We start from the raw sequence: 11,916 nt of genomic DNA on the forward strand, positions 1-11,916 counted from the left end.
TCTTTAGATTTAGTTAAATATTTGCCCAGCCGGAAGTCAACACATCGGCTAGATGTTTTGTTTTTATCGGTAATTGATGCTTATCGATATAAGCTTGCATTTGTAGTAAACAAGAGCTATCCGTTGAAATGATATAATCTGCCTGAAGGTCCATCGCTCGTTTAACCTTCTGTTCTGCCATTGCTACTGATATCCCTTCAAACTTCACTGCAAATGTTCCACCAAAACCACAACAGGTCTCACCATCTTCCATCTCTACTAGTGATAAACCTCCTACTTGATTTAATAAACGACGGGGTTCTTCCCTAAGATGACACTCCCGTAAAGCAGAACATGAGTCGTGATAAACAGCAGTACCAATCAATTCAGCACCAAAATACTCTTTTTTAGCTATGTTTACTAAAAAATCACTTAATTCATACATGTTTTGTTGAATATTACGACAACGGTTATGCTCAATAGAATTGGTGAACAAATCATCATATCCCCCCTTTACCATACTTACACAAGATGCTGATGGGGCTACAATATACTTATCTTCTGAAAATACATTTAAAAATTGTGATCCAGTCTTTTTTGCTTCATCCCAAAAGCCTGCATTATACGCAGGTTGTCCACAACAAGTTTGTTCAGGATTATAATCGACTATACAACCTGCTTTCTCCAAAAGCTTCACTGTATTGAAAGCTGTCTCTGGGTAAATTTGATCAATAAAACATGGTATAAATAGCTCTACATTCATAGAATATTATTAATATATCTTTAGGCAACCTTATTAAATTTCAAAACTTTTAATAAGAGTATAAATCCTAAAATAAAGAAAATAGATAATGATACCGCTGATAAGCGGATATTTCCCGTAATCTGTTCGATGACGCCAAAAGAAACTAATCCCAAAACGATAGCTAACTTCTCAGTAACATCATAAAAACTAAAAAAAGAGGCCGTATCTTTTATATTAGCGGGTAAAAACTTCGAGTATGTTGACCTCGATAATGATTGTATACCACCCATAACTAAGCCAACTAAACAGGCAATAACATAAAAATGCACTTCAGTTTGAATATAAAAAGCTGCTATACAAATGCCTATCCACACACATACCACAAACAACAAGGTAGTAATATTTCCAAAAAGCTTAGATAACCACGACATTATCAAGGCACCAGCAATAGCCAATAGTTGTATTAATAATATGGTAACAATCAGTTTAGAGCTATCTAAATTAAGTTCTTTCGCACCAAAAGCAGCAGCGACGATCATCACGGTCTGTACACCTGCAGAATAAAAAAAATAAGCCGGAAGAAACCTCCTGATTGCACTTATGTTTTTTATTTTTCGCTGTACAATTCTAAATTCTAAAACAACAGTTTTAAACAAGTTTCTTGAAGCTCGTACATCTTGTTTTTTATTATTCGGCAAGGCTTTAAAGGGGATAGTGGCAAAAGCAGCCCACCAAACACCTACAAGTAAAAAAGAAAGGCGGGGACCAAAAGACGGGTCGCTAATCCCAAACCATTCAGGTTTTAATATGAAAACTAAGCAAATTAACTGCAGAGTAACGCAGCCAACATACCCATATGCAAAGCCTTTCGCACTAACCCTATCCTGCTGATCTACACTTGCTATCTCAGGCAAATAAGAATTGTTAAATAAAACACCTCCTATATATCCCATAGCAGCAATACCGAATAAAATAACGCTTACTTCCAGCGTTTCTAACCTAAAGAAAAACAACCCCATACACGATAAGGCTCCTAAATAGGTGAAAAATATCATTAAAGGCTTTTTCTTACCTTGAATATCCGCATACGAAGAGATAAAAGGTAGACTAATCGCCATTAATAAATAAGCAATAGCCAAAGCAAAATTCGACAAAGCTGTATTGATGACTTTTATTCCAAAAAATAAAACGTGGTCGCCATGCTCTTGTGTATGTGTAATAGCGGTATAATATGCAGGGAATATTGTCGAGGTAATAACTAAATTATAGGCCGAATTGGCCCAATCATACATGGACCACGACCGGATTAATTTCTTATCATTTTTTTGTAAAACCTGCATATTATTTAATAGAATACAATTCTGAACAACTTTTTTATATCTCTTATAGTGCAGATTTTAGTTTAAACTCAAATAAAAGTCTAAACTAGCATAAACATCCTCTTCGCTAATAAATTTGTTATAATCACAGGATCCGATCTTACTTAACAAAACAAAACCTAATTTATTAGATTCGTTTTTCTTGTCGTTACGCATTAGATCGATGAGGTCGGCATATATTTTTTTATCGAATATATAACGAGGGTACAACTCTTTAAACACGTCAACAATGTGCTGAAGTTCGTCTTTAGTAAGGTTATTTAATTTATAGCTTAAATAACCTTCACAAATCATACCTATACCGATAGCTTCACCATGTAATAAAGGTTCGGCATCATGCAGCATAGAATACCCTTCTATTGCATGACCAATGGTATGTCCGAAATTCAATATTTTTCGTAAATTTTGCTCATGCGGATCTTTTGTAATAACCTCGTTTTTAATCTCTACGGATCGAAAAACAAGAGCGTCTAAAGATCCTGATAGAGATTCGTTGATGTTTTTAACTTTAAAAAACAAATCCTTATCATATATAAGCCCATGCTTTATAATCTCCGCATAGCCTGATTTTGTTTGTCTGTCATCTAAAGTTTCTAAAAATGCTGAGCTTATAAAAACAGCTTTGGGCTGATTAAAAGTCCCTATTATATTTTTCACATTGCCTAAATCTATTCCAGTTTTTCCTCCAACTGAAGCATCGACCTGTGCCAATAAAGTTGTTGGTATCTGAATGAAGTCTATCCCTCTCTTAAAAGTAGACGCAGCAAACCCACCCATATCAGTAACCACCCCCCCGCCTAAATTAATCATTAGCGATTTCCTATCAGCACCAAAATCAAGCATTGTATTCCAAACTCCTATACAAAAGTCAATATTTTTATTTTCTTCCCCTGGATCTACTTCAATAATATCATAATCAAGAATATCAGGTAGAGCCGACTGTAAAACAGGTAAACAATGATCATTCGTATTCCGATCAACTAATATCAAAACTTGTGAATAATTGCCTTCTGTAATAAATTGCTGAAGAGACTGCAACGCGTCTTCAAAAAAAACTTTATAACCAATACTATTTATATACATTATTAATACTTTGCTTAAATAATTTCAACCTTCTGTCCATCAAACTCTACCACGTCACCCACCCTAACTTTTAATCTTTTTCTGTAATCTACCACTCCATTGTACAAAACCATACCTTCGTCAACAACATACTGGGCCATTGCGCCATGCTCTACCCAATTCATTGCTTTTAGCAATTGGATTAATTGTATATAATCTCCCTTCAAAGAAAACGTTTGCATATTCTATAAATAAAAAACTGCTTAATTAAAGCGTAAATATAAGGCTATTCAAAATAAATCTTTAATTTTGCCCCTAAATTATTTATTATATGATTTCAGAAAATAATCGCGTTAAACTTGATTTCAATAATACTGAAATTGCTTTCCGCAATAAAAGTGATAAAGATTTAGAAAAAGCCTACTGGTTATTTAAAATGGTAGCAAGTAATGCGCTCATAAAAATAGGAACACCAATTACTAATTTAGCTTTAAACATAGGCTTACCCATCCAAGGGATAATTCGTAACACAATTTACAAACAATTTTGTGGAGGCGAATCAATAGAAGGTTGTGCCCAATCCATTACTGATCTTGGTAAAGGTAATGTAACAACTATCTTAGATTACTCGGTAGAAGGAGAAGAAAGTGAAAAAAGTTTTGATGAGACGCATGCTGAAATACTGCGTACTGTCGAGTATGCTAAAAAGAACTCTCACATTTCTTTTTGTGTTTTCAAACCCACTGGCTTAGGAAGGTTTGACCTTTTAGCTAAAGTTGATGCTAAACAAGAATTAACAGACGCTGAAAAAATAGAGTTTGACAAACTTTACAAGCGAATAGATAGTATTTGTAGTGCTTGCCATCAAGCGGGTATCAAAGTTTTAGTAGATGCTGAACATTCATGGATTCAAGATACAATTGATGATTTGGCAAGGGAGATGATGGAGAAATACAACAAAGAGCAGGTAATCGTTTATAACACCTATCAGATATACCGTGCGGATAAATTAGCATCGCTAAAAGCAGACTTTGCTTATGCCCAAACTCAGAACTTTTACCTCGGGGCTAAATTGGTACGTGGTGCTTATATGGAAATAGAGCGTCAAAGAGCACAAGAAATGGGCTACCCTTCTCCTATTCAACCAAATAAGAAAGCTGCTGATAAAGATTATAATGAAGCATTATACTTTTGCCTAGATCATATCAACAGGATCGGTCTAATGGCAGGCACGCATAATGAAGAAAGCTCCCGAATATTAGCTGAAGAGCTTGTAGAAAGAGGGATATCACCAAAGAATGAACATATATATTTTGCTCAATTACTGGGAATGTCCGACAATTTATCTTTTAACCTTGCGGCAGCAGGTTTTAATGTTGCTAAATATATGCCTTATGGCCCTGTAAAATCAGTTATGCCTTATTTATTTAGACGTGCACAAGAGAATACATCAGTGGGCGGGCAAACAGGACGAGAACTGGCATTAATAATGCGAGAAAAACAACGTAGAAAAAATAAGAAATAAAATTGCACAACAATCCCGATCTAATATAATCGGGATTGTTTATTTTTGCCCCTATGACTACAGAATCTAAGAATAAATTGGCTTTTTTGCAAGAAAAATCTACATCATTTAAAGCACTTTTATATGATGTAGACGGAACTTTAGCTGACAATATGAAAGCACATAAAGCATCTTATGTTGCAGTGGCTGCAGAACATGGAATTGAACTTGACCCTGATATAATTGATGAATTAGCTGGGTGGCCCACAGTCGATGTTGCACTCGAGATTTCTAAACGCTATAACGTGGAAATAGATGTTACCACCTTCTCAGCTCGCAAATCAGCTATTTTTATAGAAGACCATATTCAAAAAACACAACGTATAGATTATGTTGTAGAACATCTATTAGCTAATGTTGGAAAAAAAAGAATAGGACTTGTATCGGGCGGCTCAAGATCTACTTTAAATATCACGCTCGATGTGATTGATATAGTAGGCAAGTTTGAAACTTTAGTTTGTGCAGGGGATACACCGGAAGGCAAACCCTCTCCTCAACCTTTCTTATTGGCCGCTGAACAGTTAGGTGTTGCTCCCTCAGAATGCTTAGTTTTTGAAGATGGTGATCCTGGTGTCCAAGCAGCTATCTCAGCAGGCATGGCATGGGTAAGAATTGATCAGATCTAAAAGCTCGTAATCACTTTAATTCCTCCATTCGTATAGTTCATATCAGCTCGCTTGAACTGACCAACAGGAAACTTGATGAAAGGCTCTACCGATATTTTTAAAGATCGACTAACGTCGGTCTTTTTTCCTATAGAAAGATTAATAAAACCACCAAAACCATTTGTATTTATATTAGACTCTTTACTAACTGATTTTGTTTCCCTTACAATCAGTTCTTTTTCATTTAAAGGTCTATCAGATTCCTTATCACTAGCTAATTTAACAGGGTTAGCAAATTCAGTAACATGATTAAAACGTTCTTGAGAGAGGACAATGGCAGAGGATACTCCCCCTACAATATAAAAGTTCTTATTCATATTATATTTGACCTCTACAGGAATATCCAAGGTTTGCACCTTTCCTGTCACAGATTTCAAATTAGGCTTCATAACAGCATTAGCCCGATAAGGAATATCACCACTAAGCATCTGGGTTTCATGACGGCCAACTACAACAAAATCCTGCGCCACCTCTTGAGAAACACCACGTCCCCCCTTCTTACCTATATTTTCGGCTAAAATACCAACTTCATATTGATTAAAAGCGGCTCCTGTTCTAACAGAAACATTCTTACTTAAATTATAAGAAAGTAGCATCCCTCCTCCTACATCGAACGTTTCCATAGTTCGAGCTGGACTCAAGAAAAGACCTAATTCAAATTTATTAGATAGAGCCATTCTCTTTGGAGTTAGTTGCTCTATATTTTGCGACTTGTTTTCATAATTTTGAATAGCGTTTTGTGCCATTACCATACCAGTAGAAGCTTCTCCTTGATACCCATACACTTCGTCATCATCGAATAGCTTAAGCTGATGTTGGGGCTCTATAGTTAAATCAACTACAGACGCTTTTACATTTAAAGCTCTGACAGAAGTAGATAGGCTACTTAATGATAAACTAAATAAGTCTTCACCTCCCTGGCGATTAAAACTCTCTTTTTTACCCGTTGTTTTTAAGTCTTTCCCTAATTGATCATTGCTATTACCTTGGCTAAGTGTTACGAATCTATCCTCTTTATAACTTTTATCTAAATATCTTTCGTTTACATCTTCTTTATCCCCATTCAATGTTTGTGGAGCTACAGCTTCTGTCAGAAACTGATTATCATCGATTTTATTTTTAACATTAACTAAAATTAAAGCAGCACTACCAAACACAGCTAATACAGCAGCAGCAATCCACAGCTTCCGCAAAGGACGATGCATACTAACAGGTTTATTTTTATCCCGAAAAGCCTCCCATGCTCCCTCTCTGTAGGCGACATCTGGCATTTCTTTTAATCGCTCTTTGATAAGATCGATTAATTCTTTTTTATTTTTATCTACCATTCCTATCCACCTTTTAAAATTTTGCTATTCTGTAGCACATCAATTTCTTCCTGATATAATTTGCGCAACCGTTGCTTAGCCCGTGTTAGATAAGTTCTCGATGTACTTTCAGGAATATTCAATTTTTCAGCTATCTCTTCATGTGAGTACCCTTCTATTTCAAACATATTAAAAATTGATCGCTGAATTTCCGGTATTCTATTCAACAATTTTAAAATATCCTCCACTTCCAGACTGTCAGAAATCATTACGGAATGTGTCTTCAATTCCTCTGCCGAAATATCATCAAAAAAATCAACTGACTTTTTTGCTCTTAGAGCATCTATAGCAGTATTAACTGTTATACGAGCCAGCCAAGCTTTAAATGTCTTATCCAGTATTTCATCATCGGCATTCATTACGAACGTACTCAACCGTCTAAAACATTTTATAAAACTCTCATTAACAACCTCCTCCGCCTCCATTTGCTCGTTTGTATATCTTAACGCAATAGCCATCAAATATCCGTAATATCGCTTATAAACAAATGATTGCCCCCTTTCGTCACCTTCAATAGGGCAAGACTCCAATGCTTTTCTCAAAGACAATGAATCCTTTCTTCCCCAATATTGTTTAATAATCTTCACTTAAAATCAACCGTTCTGATACCCCAAGTTAAAATTTAATTTTGATTGTCAGAAGTCCGACTGATTATATTTCATAAATTTCTTTATTAAGATTTTTACGAATACGTATAAAGACAAGCAATTGCTACAGCTCTATCAATTATTTACAATATATTTTCCAACAGCCTCCTCCCTCCATGCTATTTAATCTGAATGATCTGCTTATAAGCAAGTTCTGTACTCGTAAATTTATCGGATTTACTTTGATTACTACTTTATAAAATCGTAAATTGCTTATGGATACTAATAAAATGGACACCATGAGAAAAATTTTATTTCCTACTGATTTTTCTAAAGCAGCAAATAATGCTTTTATTTATGCTTTAAACTTAGCTAAAGAACTTGAGGCAGAAATTTTTGTACTGCACACATATATTCAACCTGTACTATCTGCCACGCATGCAGGACAACCTGAATTAGTGCCTGAGATCTACGAAAACTATGAGTTGCAGCAATTTGAAAGCTTCAAAACACATAGTAATAGGCTTCGTGAATTAGCATCAGAGCACTCTTTAACAGATATAAACCTAACATTCCTATTTCATGAAGGAACAGTCATATCTAATGTCGATCATGTGGTTGCAAAGGAAAAAATACAACTAATTGTAATGGGAACCAACAGAGCTGATGGTATAATTGATAAAATATTCGGGTCAAACACACTCAGTGTCCTTAGGGGAGTAAAAATCCCTGTATTATCTGTCCCCTTAGAAGCAAACTATAGAGGGATTAAAGAAATTGTGTTCACAACGATGTTTCGTGAAAAAGATGAAAAACCATTATCAGAAATTCTTAAAATCGCTTCTCGTTTTGGCATTAAGGTCAAATGCCTACATGTACATAAAGATAAAAACCTAGACATTATAGCACTAGCCACTCGTTGGGAAAAAATGTTTAATCAAGAGAATCTAGAGTTTATATTTTTAGAATACGAAGAGTCTATCGAAAATTCAATTAACAAATATATAGATAGTAACCGCGTAGACCTGTTATGCCTTGTGAAAAGAAATAGAAATTTACTTGAACGCCTATTTACATCAAGTATGAGCAACAAGCTACGCATGCATACGAATACAGCATCATTAATTTTACATGAAGGCGATCATCCAGGAAATTTTTAGTTAAAGATGAATAATATCGAAATATTAATTAAATCTGCAGGATTACTAAGCGAAAAACTAAAAGAATATACACTGATTGTTGATGACAAAGGGCAAGAACATGGTATGTTGTTCTTTTTTAAAATCAATGGCAGGCAATACAAAATCATGCTGCCTACTCCTCATCATATGGTATGGAAAGATGAAAGGCCAACCTATCAGCAGCTCCTAAAAAATAAAGAAGCAATGTTGTTAAAATAACAAAAGCTTATTAACATCAAAAAAAAGGTGAAAATAATATTATTTTCACCTTTTTTAATGAGCCTCCTATCGGAGTCGAACCAATGACCTACTGATTACAAGTCAGTTGCTCTACCAGCTGAGCTAAGGAGGCAATTAGAGAGGACTATCGCTCTCTGCTGCAAAGATGATAACTAAAAACCTATTTTCCAAACACATTTAAGATACTGTTACAGCCTAATAAACAAATAGTCTGATTATCAGGTTAAAAAAAATACAAAAACAGCCATTTAGTCAGTTACAACGGGTTTTGTATGACATTTATTCACTACCAACCATTAACAATAAAAGAGGCACTTAAATTGTTAATCACTAATTAATTAAAAACAAAACTTTAGATATAACTTTATGAATTTCAACAATTATACAATAAAAGCACAGGAGGTTATACAAAAAGCTTCTGAAATCACAATAGGTAATCAACAACAATCTATTGAACCCTCCCATATACTAAAAGCTTTATTGCTAGTGGGCGAGAATGTGATAACCCATTTATTAAAAAAATTAAATGTAAACATAGACTACTTAACAGACGAGGTAGATAAACAAATACAATCCCTCCCTAAAGTAAGTGGTAGCAATGTATACTTAAGTAATAGCACAAATAGCTTATTGCAAAAATCTCAAAGCTATCTTAAAGAGTTTAATGACGAGTTTGTTTCGATTGAACACATTTTACTCGGCTTATTATCCAGCAATGATAAAGTAGCATCTTTATTAAAAGATCAAGGAGTCAATGAAAAAGATCTTAAAAAAGCGATTAAAGATCTGAGAGGAAATAATAGAGTAACAGACCAAAATGCGGAAGCTACGTATAATGCTTTAGGAAAATATGCGCGAAATTTAAATGATTATGCCGAATCTGGAAAATTAGACCCTGTTATTGGTCGAGATGAAGAAATTCGCCGTGTCATGCAGATCTTATCAAGGCGCACAAAAAACAACCCCATTTTGGTAGGTGAACCTGGAGTAGGTAAAACAGCCATAGCAGAAGGCATTGCACATCGAATCATTAAAGGTGACGCTCCCGAAAACTTAAAAACAAAAACTGTTTTCTCGCTAGATATGGGAGCTTTAATTGCTGGCGCTAAATATAAAGGTGAATTTGAAGAGCGCTTAAAAGCTGTCGTAAAAGAAGTAACCGATAGTGATGGTGAAATTATTCTATTTATAGATGAGATTCATACACTTGTCGGGGCAGGCGGTGGCGAAGGAGCTATGGATGCTGCTAATATTTTAAAACCTGCCCTAGCCAGGGGAGAGCTGAGAGCCATAGGAGCAACAACATTAAATGAATATCAAAAATATTTTGAAAAAGACAAAGCATTAGAACGTCGTTTTCAAAAGGTTTTGGTTGACGAACCTGACACACAAGATGCAATATCTATACTGCGTGGACTTAAAGAGAAATACGAAACACATCACAAAGTCCGTATTCTTGATGAATCTATCATTGCAGCCGTAGAATTATCACAGCGCTACATTACAGATAGATTTCTTCCCGATAAGGCGATTGATTTAATTGACGAAGCAGCTTCCAAATTACGTCTTGAAATGGACTCAGTTCCTGAAGCTGTAGATGAATTAGATCGTCGAATTATGCAGCTAGAAATTGAACGGGAAGCAATTAAACGTGAAAATGATGCTAAAAAAGTATCAGAATTAACGGAGACTATCGCAAATTTAAGCAACGAAAGGGACTCTTTAAAAGCTGCATGGCAATCGGAAAAAACATTAGTTGATCGTGTCAACCAAGAAATTCAAAATATTGAAGATTATAAACTTGAAGCAGATCAAGCAGAACGTGCAGGTGATTATGGAAAAGTAGCAGAATTACGTTATGGAAAAATAAAAGAGGCTCAAGCTCAGGTTGAAAAACTAAAACTAGAACTGGCAGAGAAACAAGAGAATAGCAGGATGCTAAAAGAAGAGGTTACATCAGAAGATATTGCCGATGTTGTTTCTAGATGGACAGGTATTCCTGTTAATAAAATGATACAATCTGAACGCGAGAAACTACTAACTTTAGAATCCGAACTCCATAAACGAGTTGCAGGACAACATGAAGCAATCGAAGCCATTTCTGACGCTATTAGACGCTCAAGAGCCGGCTTAAGTGACGCGAAGCGACCTATAGGATCATTTATCTTCTTGGGAACAACTGGTGTCGGAAAAACAGAGTTAGCAAAAGCACTTGCGGAATTTTTATTTGATGACGACCATGCAATGGTTCGCATCGACATGTCAGAATACCAAGAGAGACACGCCGTATCTAGACTTATAGGAGCGCCTCCAGGCTATGTTGGGTATGATGAAGGCGGTCAGCTAACGGAGGCAGTACGTCGAAGACCTTACTCTGTTGTATTATTAGATGAAATAGAAAAAGCACATCCAGATGTATTCAACATTCTACTGCAAGTACTTGATGATGGTCATTTGACTGACAACAAAGGTCGTGTGGTCAACTTTAAAAACACCATTATTATCATGACTTCAAATACCGGATCATCTGTTATACAAGAAAACTTCTCAAAATTAAATGAAAGCAATAGGGAGGAGATTATTGCGCAGACCAAGGATGATGTTTTCAGTATTCTGCAAAAAACTATACGTCCCGAGTTTTTAAATCGTATTGATGAGGTCATTATGTTTACGCCTTTAAGCCGAGAAGAAATTGGAGATATAGTGAAGATGCAATTTGATTTGCTCCAAAAACAGTTAGCAGAACAAAACATCAGTATTTCAGCTAGCGATGAAGCTTTAGAATGGCTAGCCCAACTGGGTTATGACCCTATATATGGCGCAAGGCCACTAAAACGTGTCATTCAAAAAAGAGTCCTTAATGAACTCTCTAAAGAAATACTTTCGGGCCGCGTATCAAGCGATGCCAATATCCGCCTGGATGTATTTGATGGCAAGTTTGTTTTCTTAAATGAAAAATCTGCGTCATAATTTACCTCACTTATAGTTTTAACAAGGGCTCACGCCCTTGTTAAAACTATATATACTCAAACTTACTTATAGAGTATTTATAGTTGTATTACTACAAAACAGTAGATATCTACTACAAAACAATTAGTTATATTTGAAGCATGAAATTGTAAAATAAGCAATGCGAATAAAGAACTT

11 protein-coding genes and 1 tRNA gene are annotated in these 11,916 nt (G+C 35.4%); 5 read left to right on the forward strand and 7 right to left on the reverse strand.

Features of this window, described 5'->3' with window-relative positions:
• Positions 1 to 13: 13 nt before the first annotated feature.
• From ORI89_RS05025 to ORI89_RS05040, 4 genes are read right to left on the reverse strand one after another with little or no spacing between them, the layout of a single operon-like run.
• Complete coding sequence (locus tag ORI89_RS05025) at positions 14 to 742, reverse strand: (Fe-S)-binding protein (RefSeq protein ID WP_268229347.1); 729 nt, start codon at positions 740 to 742, stop codon at positions 14 to 16.
• A 20-nt stretch (positions 743 to 762) separates the two neighbouring features.
• Positions 763 to 2,064, reverse strand: coding sequence for an MFS transporter (locus ORI89_RS05030; protein WP_268229348.1), 1,302 nt, complete (start codon positions 2,062 to 2,064; stop codon positions 763 to 765).
• 57 nt (positions 2,065 to 2,121) lie between these two features.
• On the reverse strand, positions 2,122 to 3,186 hold the full coding sequence (gene aroB, locus ORI89_RS05035) for a 3-dehydroquinate synthase (RefSeq protein WP_326494303.1): 1,065 nt from the start codon (positions 3,184 to 3,186) through the stop codon (positions 2,122 to 2,124).
• 14 nt (positions 3,187 to 3,200) lie between these two features.
• The gene (locus ORI89_RS05040; protein WP_268229349.1) at positions 3,201 to 3,407 is read right to left on the reverse strand and encodes an RNA-binding S4 domain-containing protein; all 207 of its coding nucleotides are present in this window, start codon (positions 3,405 to 3,407) and stop codon (positions 3,201 to 3,203) included.
• A gap of 89 nt (positions 3,408 to 3,496) precedes the next feature.
• On the opposite strand from ORI89_RS05040, the gene ORI89_RS05045 reads away from it, so the two are divergent.
• On the forward strand, positions 3,497 to 4,690 hold the full coding sequence (locus ORI89_RS05045; RefSeq protein WP_268229350.1) for a proline dehydrogenase family protein: 1,194 nt from the start codon (positions 3,497 to 3,499) through the stop codon (positions 4,688 to 4,690).
• Positions 4,691 to 4,743: 53 nt separating this feature from the next.
• A complete protein-coding gene (locus ORI89_RS05050) occupies positions 4,744 to 5,355 on the forward strand; it encodes an HAD family hydrolase (protein WP_268229351.1) in 612 nt (203 codons plus the stop codon).
• Here ORI89_RS05050 and ORI89_RS05055 read toward each other — a convergent pair.
• Together ORI89_RS05055 and ORI89_RS05060 are read right to left on the reverse strand one after the other, a co-directional pair.
• Positions 5,352 to 6,722, reverse strand: a complete 1,371-nt coding sequence (locus tag ORI89_RS05055; protein WP_268229352.1) for an outer membrane beta-barrel protein — start codon at positions 6,720 to 6,722, stop codon at positions 5,352 to 5,354. The two genes, ORI89_RS05050 and ORI89_RS05055, sit on opposite strands and share 4 nt — an antisense overlap.
• Before the next feature lie 2 nt (positions 6,723 to 6,724).
• Positions 6,725 to 7,348, reverse strand: a complete 624-nt coding sequence (locus ORI89_RS05060) for an RNA polymerase sigma factor (protein WP_268229353.1) — start codon at positions 7,346 to 7,348, stop codon at positions 6,725 to 6,727.
• Between the two features lie 299 nt (positions 7,349 to 7,647).
• Between ORI89_RS05060 and ORI89_RS05065 the strand changes: the two genes are divergently transcribed.
• Positions 7,648 to 8,508 carry a universal stress protein gene (locus ORI89_RS05065; RefSeq protein ID WP_268229354.1) on the forward strand — a complete coding sequence of 287 codons (861 nt, stop codon included), beginning with the start codon at positions 7,648 to 7,650 and terminating at the stop codon, positions 8,506 to 8,508.
• 6 nt (positions 8,509 to 8,514) lie between these two features.
• Positions 8,515 to 8,748, forward strand: a complete 234-nt coding sequence (locus tag ORI89_RS05070; RefSeq protein ID WP_268229355.1) for a hypothetical protein — start codon at positions 8,515 to 8,517, stop codon at positions 8,746 to 8,748.
• A gap of 60 nt (positions 8,749 to 8,808) precedes the next feature.
• Here the strand turns inward: ORI89_RS05070 and ORI89_RS05075 are convergent.
• Positions 8,809 to 8,881: transfer RNA gene (locus tag ORI89_RS05075), tRNA-Thr, on the reverse strand.
• A 254-nt stretch (positions 8,882 to 9,135) separates the two neighbouring features.
• Here ORI89_RS05075 and clpB point away from each other — a divergent pair.
• The gene (clpB, locus tag ORI89_RS05080; RefSeq protein WP_268229356.1) at positions 9,136 to 11,739 is read left to right on the forward strand and encodes an ATP-dependent chaperone ClpB; all 2,604 of its coding nucleotides are present in this window, start codon (positions 9,136 to 9,138) and stop codon (positions 11,737 to 11,739) included.
• Positions 11,740 to 11,916 lie beyond the last annotated feature (177 nt).

It is taken from the genome of Sphingobacterium sp. UT-1RO-CII-1 (assembly GCF_026711005.1).
Classification (GTDB): domain Bacteria; phylum Bacteroidota; class Bacteroidia; order Sphingobacteriales; family Sphingobacteriaceae; genus Sphingobacterium.

Coding starts and splice junctions, on each gene's coding strand:
- ORI89_RS05025 (WP_268229347.1), bottom strand. CDS start 742: ATGAATGTAGAGCTATTTATACCATGTTTTATTGATCAAATTTACCCA.
- ORI89_RS05030 (WP_268229348.1), bottom strand. CDS start 2,064: ATGCAGGTTTTACAAAAAAATGATAAGAAATTAATCCGGTCGTGGTCC.
- aroB (WP_326494303.1), bottom strand. CDS start 3,186: ATGTATATAAATAGTATTGGTTATAAAGTTTTTTTTGAAGACGCGTTG.
- ORI89_RS05040 (WP_268229349.1), bottom strand. CDS start 3,407: ATGCAAACGTTTTCTTTGAAGGGAGATTATATACAATTAATCCAATTG.
- ORI89_RS05045 (WP_268229350.1), top strand. CDS start 3,497: ATGATTTCAGAAAATAATCGCGTTAAACTTGATTTCAATAATACTGAA.
- ORI89_RS05050 (WP_268229351.1), top strand. CDS start 4,744: ATGACTACAGAATCTAAGAATAAATTGGCTTTTTTGCAAGAAAAATCT.
- ORI89_RS05055 (WP_268229352.1), bottom strand. CDS start 6,722: ATGGTAGATAAAAATAAAAAAGAATTAATCGATCTTATCAAAGAGCGA.
- ORI89_RS05065 (WP_268229354.1), top strand. CDS start 7,648: ATGAGAAAAATTTTATTTCCTACTGATTTTTCTAAAGCAGCAAATAAT.
- ORI89_RS05070 (WP_268229355.1), top strand. CDS start 8,515: ATGAATAATATCGAAATATTAATTAAATCTGCAGGATTACTAAGCGAA.
- clpB (WP_268229356.1), top strand. CDS start 9,136: ATGAATTTCAACAATTATACAATAAAAGCACAGGAGGTTATACAAAAA.